Origin of the sequence: Desemzia sp. C1, assembly GCF_020882875.1 — a bacterium.
Classification (GTDB): domain Bacteria; phylum Bacillota; class Bacilli; order Lactobacillales; family Carnobacteriaceae; genus Desemzia; species Desemzia incerta.
This window is the reverse complement of sequence record NZ_JAJIZP010000003.1, coordinates 1,784,765-1,803,467: the sequence shown is the minus strand read 5'-3', so window position 1 is coordinate 1,803,467 and position 18,703 is coordinate 1,784,765. Positions and strand designations below refer to the sequence as shown.

The 18,703-nt window shown below is 37.5% G+C and carries 19 protein-coding genes and 1 other annotated feature; of the genes, 4 read left to right on the top strand and 15 right to left on the bottom strand.

Annotated features, from left to right (window positions below):
* Window position 1: 1 nt before the first annotated feature.
* The 11 genes from pheS to LMF32_RS09170 all read right to left on the bottom strand — a co-directional run bounded on the left by pheS (window position 2) and on the right by LMF32_RS09170 (window position 10,899).
* A complete protein-coding gene (gene pheS, locus LMF32_RS09220) occupies window positions 2–1,048 on the bottom strand; it encodes a phenylalanine--tRNA ligase subunit alpha (protein WP_188205413.1) in 1,047 nt (348 codons plus the stop codon).
* Window positions 1,049–1,103: 55 nt separating this feature from the next.
* Window positions 1,104–1,333, bottom strand: a binding site (T-box leader).
* Window positions 1,334–1,397: 64 nt separating this feature from the next.
* On the bottom strand, window positions 1,398–1,769 hold the full coding sequence (locus LMF32_RS09215; RefSeq protein WP_188205414.1) for a helix-turn-helix domain-containing protein: 372 nt from the start codon (window positions 1,767–1,769) through the stop codon (window positions 1,398–1,400).
* Between the two features lie 127 nt (window positions 1,770–1,896).
* A complete protein-coding gene (locus LMF32_RS09210) occupies window positions 1,897–2,445 on the bottom strand; it encodes an HD domain-containing protein (protein WP_230524556.1) in 549 nt (182 codons plus the stop codon).
* A gap of 160 nt (window positions 2,446–2,605) precedes the next feature.
* Window positions 2,606–3,361 carry an RNA methyltransferase gene (locus tag LMF32_RS09205; protein ID WP_188205416.1) on the bottom strand — a complete coding sequence of 252 codons (756 nt, stop codon included), beginning with the start codon at window positions 3,359–3,361 and terminating at the stop codon, window positions 2,606–2,608.
* 173 nt (window positions 3,362–3,534) lie between these two features.
* Complete coding sequence (locus LMF32_RS09200) at window positions 3,535–4,689, bottom strand: M23 family metallopeptidase (RefSeq protein ID WP_230524555.1); 1,155 nt, start codon at window positions 4,687–4,689, stop codon at window positions 3,535–3,537.
* A gap of 26 nt (window positions 4,690–4,715) precedes the next feature.
* A complete protein-coding gene (locus tag LMF32_RS09195) occupies window positions 4,716–4,994 on the bottom strand; it encodes a hypothetical protein (protein WP_230524554.1) in 279 nt (92 codons plus the stop codon).
* Window positions 4,995–5,538: 544 nt separating this feature from the next.
* Entirely contained in the window at window positions 5,539–6,993 is a 1,455-nt protein-coding gene (gene gcvPB, locus LMF32_RS09190) for an aminomethyl-transferring glycine dehydrogenase subunit GcvPB (protein ID WP_230524553.1), read from the bottom strand.
* On the bottom strand, window positions 6,986–8,338 hold the full coding sequence (gcvPA, locus tag LMF32_RS09185) for an aminomethyl-transferring glycine dehydrogenase subunit GcvPA (RefSeq protein WP_347401914.1): 1,353 nt from the start codon (window positions 8,336–8,338) through the stop codon (window positions 6,986–6,988). The genes gcvPB and gcvPA overlap by 8 nt, the downstream gene beginning before the upstream one ends.
* Before the next feature lies 1 nt (window position 8,339).
* Complete coding sequence (gene gcvH / locus LMF32_RS09180; RefSeq protein WP_092479855.1) at window positions 8,340–8,744, bottom strand: glycine cleavage system protein GcvH; 405 nt, start codon at window positions 8,742–8,744, stop codon at window positions 8,340–8,342.
* Between the two features lie 34 nt (window positions 8,745–8,778).
* Complete coding sequence (gene gcvT, locus LMF32_RS09175) at window positions 8,779–9,891, bottom strand: glycine cleavage system aminomethyltransferase GcvT (RefSeq protein ID WP_230524552.1); 1,113 nt, start codon at window positions 9,889–9,891, stop codon at window positions 8,779–8,781.
* A gap of 222 nt (window positions 9,892–10,113) precedes the next feature.
* Window positions 10,114–10,899 (bottom strand): SDR family oxidoreductase, encoded by a 786-nt coding sequence (locus LMF32_RS09170; RefSeq protein WP_092479857.1) that lies wholly within the window; start codon window positions 10,897–10,899, stop codon window positions 10,114–10,116.
* Between the two features lie 203 nt (window positions 10,900–11,102).
* Between LMF32_RS09170 and LMF32_RS09165 the strand changes: the two genes are divergently transcribed.
* Window positions 11,103–11,459: a hypothetical protein gene (locus LMF32_RS09165; RefSeq protein WP_230524551.1), complete on the top strand. Its 357-nt coding sequence runs from the start codon at window positions 11,103–11,105 to the stop codon at window positions 11,457–11,459.
* Between the two features lie 72 nt (window positions 11,460–11,531).
* Here the strand turns inward: LMF32_RS09165 and pepV are convergent, their stop codons facing one another.
* Window positions 11,532–12,932: a dipeptidase PepV gene (gene pepV, locus LMF32_RS09160; RefSeq protein WP_230524550.1), complete on the bottom strand. Its 1,401-nt coding sequence runs from the start codon at window positions 12,930–12,932 to the stop codon at window positions 11,532–11,534.
* A 235-nt stretch (window positions 12,933–13,167) separates the two neighbouring features.
* On the opposite strand from pepV, the gene LMF32_RS09155 reads away from it, so the two are divergent.
* Window positions 13,168–13,995 (top strand): NAD(P)H-hydrate dehydratase, encoded by an 828-nt coding sequence (locus tag LMF32_RS09155; RefSeq protein ID WP_230524549.1) that lies wholly within the window; start codon window positions 13,168–13,170, stop codon window positions 13,993–13,995.
* 34 nt (window positions 13,996–14,029) lie between these two features.
* On the opposite strand, the gene LMF32_RS09150 is transcribed toward LMF32_RS09155, so the two are convergent.
* Both LMF32_RS09150 and LMF32_RS09145 read right to left on the bottom strand, forming a co-directional pair.
* Window positions 14,030–15,145 carry a GGDEF domain-containing protein gene (locus LMF32_RS09150; protein WP_230524548.1) on the bottom strand — a complete coding sequence of 372 codons (1,116 nt, stop codon included), beginning with the start codon at window positions 15,143–15,145 and terminating at the stop codon, window positions 14,030–14,032.
* 50 nt (window positions 15,146–15,195) lie between these two features.
* Window positions 15,196–15,924, bottom strand: coding sequence for an EAL domain-containing protein (locus LMF32_RS09145; RefSeq protein ID WP_230524547.1), 729 nt, complete (start codon window positions 15,922–15,924; stop codon window positions 15,196–15,198).
* 591 nt (window positions 15,925–16,515) lie between these two features.
* On the opposite strand from LMF32_RS09145, the gene LMF32_RS09140 reads away from it, so the two are divergent.
* Window positions 16,516–16,881 carry a DUF2512 family protein gene (locus LMF32_RS09140; protein ID WP_230525100.1) on the top strand — a complete coding sequence of 122 codons (366 nt, stop codon included), beginning with the start codon at window positions 16,516–16,518 and terminating at the stop codon, window positions 16,879–16,881.
* A gap of 102 nt (window positions 16,882–16,983) precedes the next feature.
* On the top strand, window positions 16,984–17,808 hold the full coding sequence (locus LMF32_RS09135) for a manganese catalase family protein (RefSeq protein WP_188205149.1): 825 nt from the start codon (window positions 16,984–16,986) through the stop codon (window positions 17,806–17,808).
* A 57-nt stretch (window positions 17,809–17,865) separates the two neighbouring features.
* Here LMF32_RS09135 and LMF32_RS09130 read toward each other — a convergent pair whose 3' ends face one another.
* Complete coding sequence (locus LMF32_RS09130) at window positions 17,866–18,585, bottom strand: pseudouridine synthase (protein WP_230524546.1); 720 nt, start codon at window positions 18,583–18,585, stop codon at window positions 17,866–17,868.
* Window positions 18,586–18,703 lie beyond the last annotated feature (118 nt).

Below are 18,703 nucleotides of genomic sequence, written 5' to 3'. Positions count from 1 at the left end.
TCTACTCCTTTACCTTGAATTGATTTAAGAATCGCAAATCATTTTGATAGAAATGGCGAATATCATCAATTCCATATTTTAACATCGCTACTCGCTCTGGTCCTAAACCAAAAGCAAATCCGCTATAGCGTGAAGAGTCGATACCGGACATTTCCAGTACATTTGGATGAACCATTCCGCCACCTAAGATTTCGATCCAGCCAGTGTGTTTACACACGTTACAGCCTTGTCCGCCGCATTTGAAACAGCTCACATCAATCTCAACAGAAGGCTCTGTAAATGGGAAGTAGCTTGGACGCAAGCGGATTTCTCGGTCTGCACCAAACAATTTTTTCGCAAAAACATTCAACGTTCCTTTTAAATCAGCCATGCTCACTTCTTCAGCAATGACAAGTCCTTCAATTTGGTTGAATTGATGAGAATGAGTCGCGTCATCGCTGTCTCTTCGGTAAACTTTACCAGGACTCACCATTTTCAAAGGCCCTTTTGAAAAATCATGCTTATCCATCGTACGAGCTTGTACAGGGGAAGTATGTGTTCTCAGTAAAACTTCGTCTGTAATGTAAAACGTATCTTGCATGTCTCGTGCGGGGTGATCTTTCGGCAAGTTCATGCGTTCGAAATTGTAGTTGTCTTCTTCCACTTCGGGTCCTTCGATGACTTGGTAACCCATCGTCATAAATAAATCTTCAATCTCTTCCATGATTTGTGTCAACACATGGCTTTGACCTTTAGCGACCTTTTTGCCAGGCAATGTAACGTCAATCGTTTCTTCTAGTAATGCTTGGTGTATCGCTTCAGCTTCCAAAGTCTCTTTTTGTTCATCCAATGCAGCTTGGATAGCATCGCGAACCACATTTGCTAAAGCTCCGATTACGGGACGTTCAGCAGGATCAAGATCCTTCATTCCTCTTAATACTTCAGTGATCGAACCTTTTTTCCCAAGGTATGACACACGAACATGGTCTAACGTTTTTAAATCATCAGCTGCTTGAATTTCATTCAACGCTTCTGTTTGCAACGATTCAAGTTTCGTCTTTATTTCCATTTTTCTGCTCCTATCTATTTCTCTTTTTTGAACACACAAAAAGCCCCATCCCTATAAAAGGGACGAGGCTCATATTCGCGGTACCACCCTAGTTTAAGTCTTTAAGACTTACACTCAATTGCATAACGGCGCATACCGGAACTTTTTTCATTACAAGTTTAGTAAATCCCAAAGTCAACTCAGGAAGTGAACTTCATTTGAGTATTCATACAAATGCTTTCAGCCAGGGACATTTGCTCTCTTAAAAAAATTCCTCAAATTACTCTTTTCCTTCATCGTTTCTGATCTATATTCAATTCTTATTTAGTTTAACTGAATTCTGATACTTACGTCAAGCGTATTTAGAGGATTAATTGCAGTCTTCAGCTGAGACCCATTTATCGGCCCATAATTGGACTTCGTTCATAACCCCTTTAAATGCATTCCCTTTGTCAGTTAATGCATAAGCTACACGCATGGTTGCATCTGGATCAACTGTACGCATAACGATACCTTCTTTTTCCAATTCTTTCAAACGCTCCACTAATACTCGGTCACTCACTTCTGGAATAGCAGAAGCAATATCTTTGAAACGACGAGGACCATCTAATAATACATCGATGATAAGACCAATCCATTTTTTCCCCAATAATGCAAATGTGCGTTCAAATTTAGGGCAGATCATTTTTTGTCTTGATTCGCAGTCGATTTGTTGTTGATTTTTTTCATTAACGGTAATCATACTTCTCACCTCTTTTTCATATAGTATATCACATATAGTTATTAATAGTAAGTAAACACCTTAAAAATTCTGTGTACTTCATCTTAAATACCCCCATTTAACAGCAACCAAATGGGAGTATCCTTTCTTACGAAGACGCATTTGCCAATTTTAATCGATTCCATACATTTTTAGCTTTATATTGGACATTTGTTTTGATTAGTTTAGGAAGTGGCGTCAATACTTCTTTCGTAGCACAATATTTATCTACCATTGTCACTATATAACTCTCCTTAAATTTAGGCAATGTACGAATACATGCTGGAGAAGCCAACCACATATGTTTGACAATGATATCGCATTCCAATTCAGTTAATTCAGTCAATAATTTTGCGTTCTGCAAAGCAACATGAGGGTGATGAGAAGCATGAGAGTATCCTTCGTAAGCAACAGCAAAAGATTCTCTGTCTTCATGGAAGAAATCATGCAACAAACCTGCACGTGCAATTGATCGGTCATTCAGATTTAATTTTTTAGCGATTTTATAACTCGTGTAAGAGACGCTAAGTGAATGTTCTAATCTCGTAGAGAAATGATGATGAGTAATAGACTGTAAATTTTGTACTTCTTCACATTGAAGCAAATCTTCAATCAAAGCCATATATTCAGAGTCTAATTTCCAACTAGCATATGTCATTCAAGAACTTCCTTTATCTGTTATTGTAGTACTATTTTAGTTGTTTCTTATCATACATGCTTTAAGAGATAAATTAAAGCGAATTCCTTTAGTTTCACTAATTTTTATCAAAGAATTCTCAATTTTGTCATATTCTGTCATCATTTGAATACATAAACATTCAACGCAAAGAAAACATTAAAATACCTGCTGCCACTGCCACATTCAATGATTCCGCCTGACCTTCAATAGGAATGTAGAGATTTTTAGTCGTTTGCTTCAATAATTCTGGATTCATTCCCTTGCCTTCATTCCCCATTACCAAACCATATACACCAGGTGCAGCAATCTCTCTATAGGAAACAGCATTTACATTCAGCTCTGTTCCATAAATAGGAAAATCTGCAGCTTTGAACTTTTCAAACCATTCCGTTAATTCACCTTGATAAACAGGGAAATGGAAATGGCCTCCTTGAGTAGATCGTAAAACTTTACTATTATATAAGTCTACTGTTCCTTTGCCTAAGACTACACCACCATAACCTGCTGCGTCTGCTGTCCGAATCATCGTTCCGACGTTCCCTGGATCTTGGACGTTATCTAAAAATAAATACGGTCTCGTAAAATCTTCCGGTATGAGCTGATCCTCTTTTTTGATTACTGCGAATATTCCTTGCGGAGATTCTGTATCGCTAAGATAAGCCGCAATTTCTTTAGAGATCAGTACTATATTTTCTTGAGGATAATCAGGATACAATTCCTCTTTTACTTCTTGAGAAATCATCATTTCTTGTACAGGAGCTCCATATTGCAGAGCTTCTGAGACTAAATGAAATCCTTCGATCAAGTAGCTGGCTGAGGTATCTCTTTCCTTTTTTGTGTGCAACTTCTTCCATTTTTTAACGCGTTCGTTTTTTTTAGATACTATTTTTTCCATACTGCCTTCTCCTCTTTAATGCTTTTACTCACTTTTATTTTAAAGCTTACCTGTTTACTGCTAATCTTTAAGGTGCTTGCTTGGCTTCTACGTTAGTGTACTAAAAAAAGGAGAGGAACAACAGTCCCCCTCCTTCTTTATTTTGTTTTATGATCGATTTTTTAAGAAAAGAATTACATGCCTAAATATGGTGCTGGATTTGTTGGAACTCCATTTTTGTAAACTTCAAAGTGCAAATGAACCCCTGTTGAAGAACCACTTGTCCCCATAGTTCCGATTTGTTGACCTTGAGAAACTTTTTGCCCTACACTTACACGTAAACTTCCTGGTAGCATGTGTGCATATAGAGTTGCTAAGCCATTTCCGTGGTCGATTTTCACATACCATCCCCAGCCGCTATTGTATTGAGCCTTAACTACTGTACCGCTTTGGGCTGCAACGATTGGGCCGCCACCGCCAAAGTCCATACCCGCATGCAAGATGTTTACACGTTTGATTGGGTGGAAACGATATCCGAATTGAGAAGTTGTGTATCCGCCAGATGGGCGAATGAACCCTGAACTAGATTTAGCAGGACTTGAGCTTTTTGACGGCGAACTCTTAGGAGCACTAGAGCTATTAGAGCTGCTAGAGCTGCTAGAGCTGCTAGAGCTGCTAGAGCTGCTAGAGCTGCTAGAGCTGCTTGTATTGTTAGAAGAGCTTGAAGCTTTTGATGAACTAGTTGATTTAGTTGCAACTTTTTCTGCTTCAGCTTTTTTAGCCGCTTCTGCAGCTGCTTTTTCTTCTTCCATTGCTTTACGTGCCAATGCTTCAAGTTCTTTACGTTCTTTTTCTTCTTGAGCTTTTCGTTCAGCAATAATGCGATCTTGCTCAGCTTTCATTTCAGCACTTAATGTACTTGTTTTAGCAGCAATCACTTCTTGCTCTTTGATAAACGCATTTTTTTGTTCTTCTGTCATTTCATAATGAGTAGCAACTTCAATGATTTTTTTGTCTAATTCATCTTTTTGAGCTACAAGAGTATCGCGATTCATTTCGATTTCGCCTTTTAATGTTTCGATAGCTACGCGTTCTGTTTCTGCTTCTGCTTCTTTAGATTCTAAAGTTTTTTGGTCTTCAATTTGAGCTAGAACGATTTCTTGGTTAGCATCTACAAGTTCATTCACTACACCAATACGTCCTAATAAATCTGAAAGACTTTCAGCAGAAATGACAATATCGAGTAAATTAGCTGAGTTTCCGTCTGTTTGAACTGCTCGAGCTTGGTTGTCGATTTTTTCTTGTCGTTGAGCAATAAGCACTTTTAATTCTTCAATTTCTTTTTGCAATTGAACAACTTTTTCTTCAGCCGCTTTTAATTTTTTTCTTGTTCAGCAAGTTCACGAACAACTTTATCGATTTCTTTTTGCAAGCCGACAACGTCTGCTTCTAATGAAGCTCTTTCTTCTTCCAAAGTTTTCAACGTTTCTTCTTGAACATTAATATTGTTTTGAATGTTTTGATTTTCGTTTTCTAATCTTTGTTTTTCTTGACGCATTTCTTCTAATGAATCTGCAGATACTGAAGTTGACATCACTACAGGACTAATAAATAACGATGCTGCTAGTAAACCGGTAATAAATTTCTTTTTCATTTTGTTTCCTCCATCAATCTTTTCGTTTTTAGTAAATTTTATAGTTTAGAGTTTAGAGTTTAGTAAATCATTAGGTGTTTTTTTCGCTAATGAAAATATAGCACATAAAAAAAGGTTGAAAGATTTTAGTTGTGTAACAAAACTCGCGAAATATTACGAAACGATTACCGAAAGCGTTTCCATCATTTTCTGCTTTAAAAAACGCTGATTTGGCGCGGAAAGTTCAAAATTTGTTCATTTTCGTTCTTGTCATTAAAACCGCTTTCAAATACATTTGTTTCCCTGATTTAACAGCCTTAAAGAAGTTATTTATTAAGAAAAGCTTATGATATTAAGGGTTATTTTATAAAATGTTTAACTAAAAGTTAGTCAAAAAGTGTTCAAAAGTTACAACGTTTATTTTAATCAGATTCTCATTAAAGTGTGGTTCATCATAAAGTTACGCAAAAAAAATGACTACTCATCAAATAAGTAGTCATTTTTTGTTCTGTAAATAATAAAAAATCACCTGTATAAATAGAAAACTTAGTTTACAGAAAAACTTTTATTCAAATCGAACGACTGGTTTTCTTGCCGCAGTCACTTCATCCAATCTCTTAACACTTGTGTAATGAGGCGCTTGTGTCACTATTTCAGGATTCTGTTCGACTTCTTGTGCAATTCGAATCATCACATTTGCAAACTCATCTAAAGTTTCTTTCGACTCAGTTTCGGTAGGTTCGATCATTAAACACTCTTCAACGATCAATGGGAAATAGATTGTCGGAGCATAGTATCCAAAGTCCAATAACCGTTTAGCAATATCCGTTGTGCGGACCCCTAGTTTTTTCTGTCTGTTACCAGATAAGACAAATTCGTGTTTACAAATTTGGGAATAAGGAGAATCATAGTAAGGCTCTAGTCTATGACGTAAGTAATTGGCATGTAGAACAGCACTTTCGGATACTTTTCTCAGTCCTCTTCCCCCCATTGTACGTATATAAGTATACGCGCGCACATTTACTCCGAAGTTTCCAAAATAACCTTTTATTCTTCCGATAGAAAGCGGATAGTCAGAATTCAACACAAATTCTTCGCCGCTTTTCTCTATTTTAGGTACTGGCAAATACGGCGTTAGGAAAGCTTTAACCCCTATTGGACCAGACCCTGGACCTCCGCCGCCATGAGGTGTACTGAATGATTTGTGTAAATTTAAATGAACAATATCAAACCCCATAGCTCCAGGAGTAGTGATTCCCATAATCGCATTCAAGTTAGCTCCGTCATAATACAATAACCCGCCGACTTCGTGCACGATCTCCGCCATTTCTAGAATATCTTTCTCAAAAATACCTAACGTGTTTGGGTTCGTCAGCATCAACCCAGCTGTATCCGGTCCTACTTGTTCTTTCAAAGCCTCTAAATCAACTGTTCCATCTTCATTTGAAGGAATCTCTATTACATCAAATCCTGCAATGACTGCACTTGCTGGATTTGTTCCATGAGCAGAATCAGGAACTAAAATTTTTCGACGGACATCTAATTCATTGTTGGTTTCGTGATAAGCTTTGATGATCATTAATCCAGCCCATTCACCGTGCGCACCAGCAGCTGGCTGCAAGGAAACTTCGTCCATACCGGAAACCACTTTCAAATCTTCTTGCAGTTCGTACATCAATTGGAAAGACCCTTGCAGTGTTTGCATCGGCTGCAGTGGATGGATGTGTGCGAATCCATCATAGCGGGCAACATCCTCATTGATTTTTGGATTGTATTTCATCGTACAAGACCCTAGTGGATAAAATCCATTGTCTACACCAAAATTTTTGTTGGATAAGGCGGTATAATGTCTCATCAACTGAGGTTCAGATACTTCAGGTAAATTAGCAGGTTCTTCACGCACAAATTTTTCTGTAAACTTCTCTTTTAATGAAACAGTCGGCACATCACTTTGCGGCAGACTGCAAGCTCTTCTGTTTGAACGACTGATTTCAAATAGTAATTCTTTATACTCATTCATAAGCGATTTCCTCCAATACAGAAACCAAAGTATCCATTTCTTCTTTTGTTCGTTGATCTGTCGCACACAAAAGCATCGTATTTTTCATCCCATACTCTGGTTCTAGATCGTACCCGCCAATGATTCCTTTCTCTAAAAGAACAGCAGACACTTCTTTTACTGAATGTTTCAACTCTACTGCGAATTCATTGAAGAAGGGAGCCTGATTGACAAATTTAAAGCCTTTACTTCTCAACTGATCAGCTAAGTAATCTGCTTTTTCTACATTCAATTGAGCCATTTCTTGTATTCCATTTTTTCCCAATGCAGCCATACAAACTGCTGAAGCCAGAGCGTTCAAAGCTTGATTTGAGCTCATATTCGATGTAGCTTTTTCTCTTCTGATATGTTGTTCTCTAGTCTGCAAGGTCATAACAAAGCCGCGCTTGCCTTCTTTATCAGTCGTTTGACCGACGATACGTCCGGGTATTTTACGCAAGTGTTTTTTGTTCACAGTGAAGTAACCGCAATGAGGTCCTCCAGCTGACATAGTTAATCCTAGAGGCTGCATATCTCCAACAACAATATCTGCTCCGAATTTTCCTGGTGATTCTAGTACTCCAAGCGCCAGCGGATTAGCCATCACAATAAATAATGCTTTTTGATTTACTGCCATTTCTTTTACCTTTTGCAAATCTTCTATTGAACCTAAAAAATTCGGGTATTGCACAATAACTGCAGCAGTCTGTTCGTCTACAGCAGATTCCAATTGAGAAAGGTCTGTTGTGTCAACAGCTAAAGGAATCTCTTCTAATTGAAATTCTCTTCCTTTTGACACCGATTGCAAAACTTCTCTGCCTTGAGGGTGGACTCCTTTAGAGACTACAACTTTTGGTCGTTTAGTTGTTACGACCGCTAAATTGGCTGCTTCTCCAAGTGACGTAAATCCATCATATAAAGATGAATTGGCTGCTTCCATTCCAGTCAGTTCCGTGATCATAGTTTGGAACTCGAATATCGCTTGCAATTCTCCTTGACTGGCTTCAGGTTGATAAGGTGTATAAGCGGTATAAAACTCAGAACGAGAAATCACATGATCCACCACACTGGGAATGTAATGATCATAGGTCCCCGCTCCAAGGAAAACAGCAACCTCATGAGAATGGATATTTAGTGCTGCTAACTTTCTTAAGTGTTTTGTTAAGGCTGATTCAGAAACAGCATCAGGTAAAACCAATTCTTCTTTAAGCCGGATTTCTTCTGGAATATCTTTGAACAACTCATCGATAGAATGAATTTCCAAAACTTCCATCATTTCTGCTTGATCTTGTTCAGTATCTGGGAGATAACGAAATTCATTTATCACATTATTGACCTTCTTCCTCTTTTAGTTCTTTCACGTAAGCATCATAAGCAGACTGATTCATCAATTGAGAAATTTCATCTGTATCCGTATAGTGGATTTCAGCTAACCATCCAGCTTCATATGGTGCTTCATTAACTAATTCGGGGCTGTCTTCTAATTCTTCATTAACACTTGTAACCGTACCAGAAAGCGGCGCATAAATTTCAGAAGCAGATTTTACAGACTCTACTGTAGCGATTTCTTCCTCCATCGCAGTTTCTGAACTTAACTCAGGTACCTCTACAAAAACAATGTCTCCTAGTTGTTCCGTTGCGTATTGAGTAATCCCCATACGAGCTGTATTGTCTTCTAAAAGTAAAACCCACTCGTGATTCTTTGTAAAATAAATATTTTTAGTTGTTGTCATTTGATAACTTCCTTTCTAAGTTGTTTTTATTTTATCAACGTTTGTAAAAAGGTGTGGCTATAATGTTGGCTGCAACTTTTTTCTTTCGTACGCCTACATAAATCGTTGTTCCTAATTGACTGTAGGGATAGTCGACCATTGCCAGCCCTATGCTCTTATTCAATGTAGGAGATTTGGTCCCTGAAGTGACGTACCCGATTTCTTTTCCATCCTCTGAATAGATGGGATAGTCCTCCCGAGCTATTCCTTTGTCCACTAATTCAAAACCACGTATACATCTTTCAATGCCTTCGCTACGCTGTCTTTTTAGTTCCTCTTGTCCAATAAATGCATCAGATTTTTTAATTTTCACTGCAAATCCAATTCCGCCTTCTATTGGAGAGATATCTTCAGACAACTCGTGCCCGTATAAGGAGAGCCCTGCTTCTAAACGCAGTGTATCACGCGACCCTAATCCGCATGGTTTCAAGCCTTCCTCTGTTCCAACAGATAATATTTTTTCCCATAATTCTTCCACTTTATCCACATCTAGATACAATTCGAATCCGTCTTCTCCTGTGTAACCTGTTCGGGAAATCAGCACATTTTCGATATCCGCTACAGTTGCATGCGCTTTAAAATGATAAGGCTTGATATCGTTTAAATCTTCAGAAGTCAATTTGTTTAAAATAACAGCTGCTTTTGGACCTTGCAATGCCAGCAGTCCCATTTCAGCAGAATCATTCTTGATCGTAACTTCCTCTTCTCCTAAATGCTGATTCATCCAATCGAACACTTTATCCGTATTGGCAGCATTTGGAGTGACTAAGTAGCTCTCTTGAGACAACTTGAATACGATTAAATCATCCAAGGTACCGCCGTTTTCTTTACATATAGCATTGTACTGAGCTTGATTTTCTTTTATAGCAGCTATATTATTCGTCATCAAACGATTTAAGTAGCTTGTTGCTTCTGAGCCTTCAACCCAAATTTCCCCCATATGTGAGACATCAAATAATCCTGCATCGTTTCGAACAGCCGCATGCTCTTCTATAATTCCGGTAAACTGAATTGGAAGCGCCCATCCTCCAAAATCCACTAATTTCACTTGATTTTTTCTGTAGTATTCATACAATGGCGTTTTCTTTAGATCAGCTATTTCAGACATCATGCTCCCCCTAGTCTTATTCACGTTTTTCTTTCCTTATCCTCATTATAAAATAATCATTTGCTAAAGTCCTTCTTTATTGAAAAATAAATCAGAAAGAAGATGAAATTTATCTTTAGGAGAAATGTTCGTTCACCGCTTAGTTGAAGTGGACTCTCTACACCAGTCTTTCATCTATAAAAAAGCCAGCTAAGAGAATTTCCCTCAGCTGGCTTTACATCATCAAATAGCTGTAACCATTCCGCCATCCACTAAAAGAGACTGACCTGTAACATAAGTATTAGCTCCGGAAACTAAGAATACAGCTGCTTTAGCAAATTCTTCCGGTTCCCCATAGCGACCTGCCGGAATCGACTTTTCTGATTCTTCTGTGACTTCCTCTAACGAGCGATTTTGAGCTTCTGCTTTTGCTTGGTCTAACTCTTGGATTCTATCTGTGGCAATTCTTCCTGGTCCGATTGTATTCACTAATATCTTATCCGGTGCTAATTCAATAGCTAGCGACTTGCTTAAGCCATTGATGCCGTTACGAAATGTATTAGACAAAATCAGATTCGGCAAGACCGCTTTTACCGAAGAAGAAGCAATATTCAAGATTTTCCCGCCCTCTTGTTTCAGATCAGGTAGTACTTCTCGGATCAAACGGATGTAACTAAATAAGTTCAATTGAAAAGCTTTTTCCCAATCTTCATCATTAAAATCCAGAAAGTTTCCAGAAGGAGGCCCGCCGGCATTATTGACTAAAACATCAATTTTGCCTAATTTTTCTCTGGTCTCCTTGACCAATGATTTGATATCTTCAGGTTTTGTGATATCCGCTGGAAAATAGGCGATTTTCCCTTTAGCTTCCTCTTGGATCTCTTCTGCTGCTTTTTTTAAACTTTCTGCTGAACGGCTTGTCAGCATGACGTTGGCACCTTCTTTTGCCAATTCTTTCGCTACCGCTTTTCCTAATCCTTTACTAGAAGCTACTACTAATACAACTTTATTGGTTAACCCTAAATCCATTGTTCTCCTCCTCAAATTTTATTTTCAACAAGCATTTGCGTAAATTATAACATTAATTGGCTAAAAGAAATAAATTTGCACCTGCATCTCCTACCTGGAATTTGTTAACATTTTTTTAAGATAGTGGCGTACACCTTTACCTATCCTTCATTTTGTTGCATTTTCTAACTGCAAAAAAAATAAAATTAATAGGAGTCTTTCAAATGAACTTAAATCTGACTGCAGAAGAAACTCGTGAGATAGAAACTGTTGTGAAAAAACTAACAATAACTAAAGAAGAGTACTTTTTAACTCTTCACGAGAAAAACGTTCTTACAAAAGAAGCGCTGCAAGACAGCTCTAATTTAAGACTGTTTATTGAAGATTACCATCGGATGTTGGATAATCTATACGCCTATAATTTTATATTGAAAGATATGATCGAACAGAACAAAGACACTAAAGTCATAGATGCTATTCTGTATTTTTTAGATACGACCATTAAAGACCCTTTAGTATTAGCGCAATTATTTACTATTTATAAAAAGCAACATGATGAAAAAAAGGCCGTTCCTTTCTAAGCTCATCACCAAAAGAACCGCTCATCCAAATTTGGATGAGCGGTTCTTTTGCCGAAATTTTTTTCAATGCGATTATTTTACTAATTCATAAATTGCTTCAGCGTAAATGGCCATAGCGTCCATCAAGTTTTGGATAGACATAAACTCATTCGCTTGGTGCATCGTATCGATACTGTCCGGGAACATTGCTCCATAAGCTACGCCGCGTTTCATTAGACGTCCATAAGTTCCGCCGCCGATAGATTGCTCGTGCGCTTCTAAACCAGTATGTTTAGAGTAGACATCCAATAACGTTTTTACCAATGGATCGTCTGCCGGCACATAGTGAGGCTCTTTTACTCCGCCGCGGCTGATCGTTACGCCAAACTCAGATAATTTGTTTTCTAATTGGATCTCCATAGATTCCACATTCATTCCACGTGGATAACGGAAGTTTAATGCAATGACTCCTCCAGTTTCTGGTGTAAAAGTGAATACTCCAGCGTTCATAGTCAAGTCTCCCATGATCTCATCAGTGAAATTCAAGCCTAAGCTTTCCGCTCTTGAGTCTTCATGGATATATTCTGAGATCAATTGAAGGTACTGTTGTGCGTCTCCGCCAAAGCTGAAATTACTTAAAAAGGTTGCTAAGTAAGTCCCCCCATTCACTCCACCACGAGGCTCCATCCCGTGAGCTGATTTCCCAACAACTTCAATCGTTACTTTTTCGCCTTCTACATGAACTATTCCAGTAATCGGCGCAGCTTCTACATAGTCGTAAAAAGCTTTTTCGATGACTGCTGCTTCTTCACTATTAAAGACAGCTACTGCATCACGAGGAACCATATTTTCACGCAAACCTGCATCAAAACTGATCAACTCATTTTTCCCGCCTGTAGTTGTTCCTTTTGTATTCACGTATAAAGATACGTTTCCTTTTTCTCCGTTGATGATGGGGAAATTCGCATCTGGTGAGAAACCAAAATCTGGTGTTTCTTCCACAGCCAGATAATGATCCATACATTGCCAACCGCTTTCTTCATCCGTTCCAATAATGAAACGAATTCTTTTCGAAATCGGCAAGTTCATTTCTTTGATCATTTTAATAGCATAGTAAGCTGCCATTCCAGGACCTTTATCGTCACTTGAACCACGAGCATAAATACGGCCATCTTTGATCACTGGATCAAAAGGATCTGTTTCCCAGCCATTGCCAGGAGGCACTACATCTACATGGACCAGCACTCCCATAGTTTCGTCGCCTTCTCCATACTCTATATGTCCAGCTATATTCCCCGTATTTTTAGTGACGAAACCATCCTTTTCTCCTAATGCTAGAAAAGCTTCCAACGCTTTTTTGGGTCCTGGACCAACAGGTGCATCTTCCGTAGCTTTGCTGTCATCACGCACACTGTCGATTTTTAGTAAATCCACTAAGTCATTTAAGAAGTCATCTTTGCGAGCTGCTGCTTCTTTTTTCCAATCAATTGCCATATCACATTCTCCTCTCATCAATAACAATTCTATTCTATCACTTTTGGCGTGACTTACCAATCTAGAGATAAAATTTTCGTGTGAAATACATAGAAGTCTATCAACACTTACTTGCTTGTTTTCTATCCTGCAAACGATTCTGTAGGAAAAGAAGTTTTTTTATTTAGTGTATCCTTTTAGATTAATCAGCTGAAAACTTTTATAATGGAAAAAACAAACAGAAAGGGGACAAAAAATGCGATTTATTACAGAAGAATTAGTAAAAGACACTATTACGAAAAGAAACGAAGACAGTTATAAAGGAACATATGGCAAAGTTCTTGTCATTGGTGGAGATGCAGATATGGGAGGCGCTGCAATTTTAACAGCCAGTGCCGCTGTATACAGTGGCGCAGGTCTAGTCACGGTAGCTACTGATAAAACTAATCATGCTGCTCTGCATTCTAGACTCCCAGAAGCAATGGCGATAGATAGCGCTGATGTAGAAAAAGTCACCGAACAAGTGAAAAAAATGGATGTCATTGTTATTGGGCCAGGTTTAGGCTTATCAGAAGAAGCATTCATCCTTTTAACTGCTGTATTTTCTACTGTAACAGAGCAGCAGCAGACTATTATTGACGGCAGTGCAATCAGCTTGATGGCAGAATATGATTTACCTTATCCCAAAACTCAAGCTGTTTATACTCCTCATTTAGGAGAATGGGAAAAACTTTCCGGTCTAGCTGTGTCGCAGCAAGAACCTAATGCCAATACAAAAATACAGCAGAAAATTGGCGGCACGATCGTATTAAAATCTAATCGGACAGAAGTTTATGTAGAAGATGCAGTATGGAAAAACACTGTGGGAAATCCGGCGATGGCCACTGGAGGGATGGGAGATACTTTGGCAGGTATGATAGCCGGTTTTACAGCTCAATTTAAAGACCAAGAAAAAGCTGTTTTATCAGCCGTCTTTCTGCACAGTAAAATTGGTGACGAACTAGCCGCAAAACAGTATGTTGTTTTGCCGACACAAATTATCGAGCAGATCCCTTCTACTATGAAAGAATACTCTCTTTCATAGGCAAAAAAGAATCCTATAACTCTTAGAAAGAGGGTTATAGGATTCTTTTTAATTCCCGTTCTGCCAAATCTAACACAACGAGTTGATTTCTGCCTCGTTCTTTTGCTTGGTACAGAGCACGATCAGCTAATCGATACAGATTTTTCATATCTTTGACTTTATAAGAAGTGGCCATTCCTACAGAAACTGTTAAATGAATAGTTTGATGATTTTCAAGTTTAAAAGGATTATTTTCTACCGTTTGACGTATTTTCTCAGCTATGGCCATTTGCTGGGAAAAACTTTTATTTTTCAATACAATGCAAAACTCTTCTCCTCCAACTCGGTAGATCTGTTCGTGTTCAATATCTTCCACATGTAATAGTGATGCGACTTGACGTAAGATTATATCTCCATTCAAATGACCATATTGATCGTTGATACATTTGAAATGATCAATATCCAACATTAATAAAGCTGTATGGGTAATAGTTGAATCATTTTCAATTTCCGTCCAATAGTAACTGAATTCTCTTTTGTTGTATAATCCAGTTAAATAATCACTTTTAGCTCGTTCTATCTCGTCTAAGTAACGTTGTACATCTGCTCGCATGTCTTCTATAAACATCATATTCACCATTAAACAGATACTGGTGAATATAAAATTGAATACGGAAACAGCAATCGTTTGTTTCCAGTCGTAATAAATAAAGTATAAAACGATTGCATGTCCAATCACGTAATAAGTGTTTAAAATCAAACCTGTCGTATAACTGTTAAAACGTTCGGAGGCTTTTTTATTTAATACCAACATCGTGACACTTAAAACAAGATAAAAAAGAAACGTATAGACAGATGCATCTGAGATCCCCCAAGTAAGCCTTAAAACAGCTGTTAAAATGGAGGCTGGTACGAATACATCAGGCCCAATGTAATACAGCAATAAAATCATTGCATTATAGCGCATATCGATTTTGACTTGTTGAGGCAAATCGACCGAAAAAGACATCAGGATAAAAGATGTCATACTAGCAAGAAAAATAAGTGCTATTTTTTGCCGACGAGTCAAACTGTAACTCTTCTTTTTAGGGATCATTTTAATGTAAATATATGAAACTAATGTCAGTATGGCAATATTTGCCACGACATTCAATAAATCGTTTAGCAGCATAACAATTCCTTTTGGCCCTTTCTTCTGATCTGCTCCACCTACAATCGACTTTAGCTACTTTGTAAGACTTTTTCGGCAGCGGGCTTTCCAAAATAATACCCTTGCTGCAGCAGCATTCCTTTTTCTACTAACATTTTACTCGTTTCTTGATCTTCGATGCCTTCTATAACAATTTCTAAATGATTTTCTCTAGCAAATTGGTGCCAAGCTTTTAGGAAGTAATCAATCATTTCTAATGAAGCATTGTGTTTTAAACATTTAACAATCGAAAATTTTATTTGGCTTAAGTAAGGTACATATTCTAAAGCACGTTCAAAAGAATTTTGCCCTGTACCGACATCATCCAGTGAAATGTTATATCCTAGTTCCTTAATAAACGCTAAGGCAGCAATAATACTATCTTCAATACTTTTTCCGCTAATTTTTTCGGTTATATCTAAAAGAATGGGATCTTCTGTTATCTCCACGATCAATTGGTCGCAAAACTTTCTCATTTCACTAAAAAATTGTTTCGTTTCGGGATATAGCAGCTGTCTTGGCGAAAAATTGATCGATAAAGAATTTGAAGGATTCTCCACAAGCACTCTCGTTAATTCTTTTTTTAACCAAACTAAAAAATGAGAATGTTTTTCTCTGTTGTAGTAAATTTTTTCCATTTTTGCTGCAGGATAGTAAGGCGGATGATCTTTATTGCGCAATAAAATTTCGTAACCAATAATTTCATTTGAATCGACATTGATTTTAGGCTGATAATAAAGTTGCAAACATACTGATGACATATTCAATCTCCCTTCTTACTCCTTTAGTCGGTACTTATTCAATAAAAATAATCTTATTTGATGTTTTATTTTCTTTGTCCTTTTTTGCGTGAATACAAAAACTAAAACTACAATTGACTAAAGTCCTGATTAATCTATAAAAAAGAGATCAATTTAATCCATTTTCTTCTTAGAAATAGTGCCGTTAAAAAAATTATAGCATAAAAGCAGCTGAAACCTTTTTTGATGCACTTTGTTCTCGCAGACGATTTTATTCCATTTATTTTTCGGTTACTATTTTTTGTCCTTCTATTTTTTAACACATGCAACCTTTAAAAGCTACTGCTTTTCATGCTTAAAATACATTTTTCCTTATTTAATTGACAGCTTTGTTCACAAAAAAATTGGCTATTGAAAGAATTTTTATCATTTCATCCAACTCTTTTCTTTTTTCAAGACAAAATTTTTGAAGAATAAAATAATCGATGCTATTCTTGCGTTGTCGGTAAAAAGTTTTATTTTTGTTCACATTTCGCTTAGTTGTTTCATTAACTAACTTCAAAGGAACATGGGCGACTATTTTTTAATATTGTATGTAAGGAGTGATTCACTATCAAACATGTAAAAGCTCTGGCTATAAAAGCTGCAATGATTTGGGCAATTGTATGGATAGTATTAACTGGTCTATATGATGTTTCCTTTTTAGACTCAACTATTGTCGGTGTAATCATTGTAGCATTGATCTATGTACTAGGTGATTTAGTAATTTTAAGAAAAATAGGCAACGTAGCGGCTACAATCGCTGACTCTGGAGCAGCCGCTCTTGTCTTGTGGATTTACTTGACAACTATGGATTACACAAATGACCTTTGGATGAAAGTTCTGATTCCTGCTCTATTGATTGGTGTAGGAGAATGGTTCTTCCATAAATGGTTGTTGAGAAATAATGTAGTTCCTGATGAAAGAAAAATGAAATAAACAGTTTAGGCAGCATACAACAACAAGAATGGTGAAAAAAATAACCCTTTTTGACTTTAAAACACCCCAATACTAAAGAATAAAGAAAGGAAGATAGCTTTTATGTTTACACACACTAAAAAACTGCAATACCATGCAAAACCGAGTAAACCAGATCCATTGATGGCAAAAAAACTGCAAGAGATTCTGGGTGGACAATACGGTGAAATGTCTGTAATGAATCAATACTTGTTCCAAGGCTGGAACACACGCGGAAATGAAAAATTCAAAGATATGTTGTTAGACACGGGTACTGAAGAAATTGGACATATTGAAATGATCGCTACTATGATTGCTCAATTACTAGACGATGCTCCAGTAGATGCTCAAGAGAATGCGTATAAGAGTGACCCGGCGGTAGCAGCTATTATGGGCGGAATGAATCCGCAACATGCTATTGTTAATGGTCTAGGTGCAGCACCTAAAGACTCTGTAGGTGTCCCTTGGAACGGTAACTATATTATTTCCAGCGGTAACCTATTAGCAGATTTGCGTGCAAATATCAACGCTGAATCACAAGGTCGTCTGCAGGTGTCACGTCTGTACCATATGACAGATGATCCAGGTGTTCGTGACATGCTTGGCTTCTTGCTGGCTAGAGATACGATGCATCAATTGCAATGGATCGAAGCAGCAAAAGAAATCGAAGACAGAGAAGGTATTGTCGTTCCTTACGATGTTCCTGCTGATTGGGAAGTTAAAGAAGTCAATAACATTCTATATAACTTCTCTGAAGGAGAAGAAAGTAAGTCAATGGTTGAAGGTAAAAAAGCAGCTGATGGTCGCGAATTCCGTTATGAAAGCACACCTGTTGCTTTTGCAGATAAACCAATCTTAAAACCAGCGCCACCAAGCTTACACAACTCAAAACCAATGGACAAAATGTAATTTAAACACATAAAAAGCCTGAGCACATAATGCTCAGGCTTTTTATTCGCTCTACTTTCATCTATTCTTTAACTGTTCAACTTCCTCGGGTGTTAACGGTCTATATTGTCCTAGTGGCAAATCTTTATCTAAGAGTAACGGTCCCATTGAGAGTCGCTTTAAATAGATGACTTCTTTTTCTACTGCTTCAAACATACGTTTTACTTGATGGAATTTCCCTTCTTGGATCGTAACTCTGATCCAAGATGTCCCTTCATTCTCATTGGTTTCTATGATGTCTAAAACAGCTGGTTTACATACATAACCATCATCTAAAGAAATCCCTTTTTCAAAAGCAATAACATCCTCTTTTGTTACGATGCCTTTGATTTCTGCCTCGTATACTTTGTTAACATGTTTTTTGGGTGACAGCAATTCATGTGCTAAAGCTCCATCATTCGTTAATAGCAACAAACCCTCTGTGTCGATATCTAATCTGCCGACTGGAAAGGGTTCTTGAAGCTGGTCATGGGGCTGCAGCAGATCAATCACTGTTTCGTGCAAATTATCCGTAGTCGCACTGATCACACCTTGTGGTTTGTGCAGCATAAAATAGACAAACTCTTGGTAACTGACTTCTTCACCGAAGACTTCTACACGATCTTTTTCTAAGTCAATTTGAAACTTGCCTTCTTTTTGTACTTCCCCGTTGACTGTCACACCTTTTTTCTTCAATAAGTTTTTTACTTCTTTCCTTGTTCCAAATCCACTATGGGATAATAATTTATCTAATCTCATCATAGTTTTCCTTTCTATTCGTTCTCTTGATTCTCCATACCTATTATACAGGTATAGGAAAAATAAAAAAGAGAACTAGGATTTTACTCCCAACTCTCTTCAATCGAAATAAAAATGT